This window comes from Streptomyces sp. rh34 (genome assembly GCF_002551245.1).
Taxonomy (GTDB): domain Bacteria; phylum Actinomycetota; class Actinomycetes; order Streptomycetales; family Streptomycetaceae; genus Streptomyces.
Window position 1 is genome coordinate 1 of sequence record NZ_NTGZ01000612.1, and the last position, 424, is coordinate 424.

1 pseudogene is annotated in these 424 nt (G+C 77.6%); it reads right to left on the reverse strand.

Annotated elements, in window-relative coordinates:
• Window positions 1–415 (reverse strand): annotated as a pseudogene (locus CR470_RS38465) (CDP-glycerol:glycerophosphate glycerophosphotransferase); the annotation flags it as partial.
• Window positions 416–424: the final 9 nt, after the last annotated feature.

Below are 424 nucleotides of genomic sequence, written 5' to 3' on the forward strand. Positions count from 1 at the left end.
AGGCCCCCGCGAGGTCGGCGAGCGGCACCCGCACCGTGAACCCGACCCCGCCCGGCGCCCCGTTCCCGTCCGTCCCGCCCAGCGCCCCGTCCCCGTCCCCGTTCCCGTCCGCCTCGTCAGGCCCCCCGCCCGCCGTCCGGGGCTCGTCCGCCCCGGCGGTCTCCGCGTACTCCACCGGGCAGGAAAGCTCCTCACTCCCGTCGCGTGTCAGCAGCAGCGCCGTGGGCCTGCTTCCGCCGAAGAGCCGGCCCGTGAGTTCCAGCGGGGAGCCCGCCGCCCCGGCGGCCCGGTGCCCCTCGGCCCGTGCCCGCGGGCGCGACACGGTCAGCCGGAGCCGGCCGCCCCGGTAGTCGAGCACCGCCCGCCGCCCGTCGCCCAGGTCGTGGACGAGCGGCTGGTCCTGTCTCTTATACACATCTCTGAT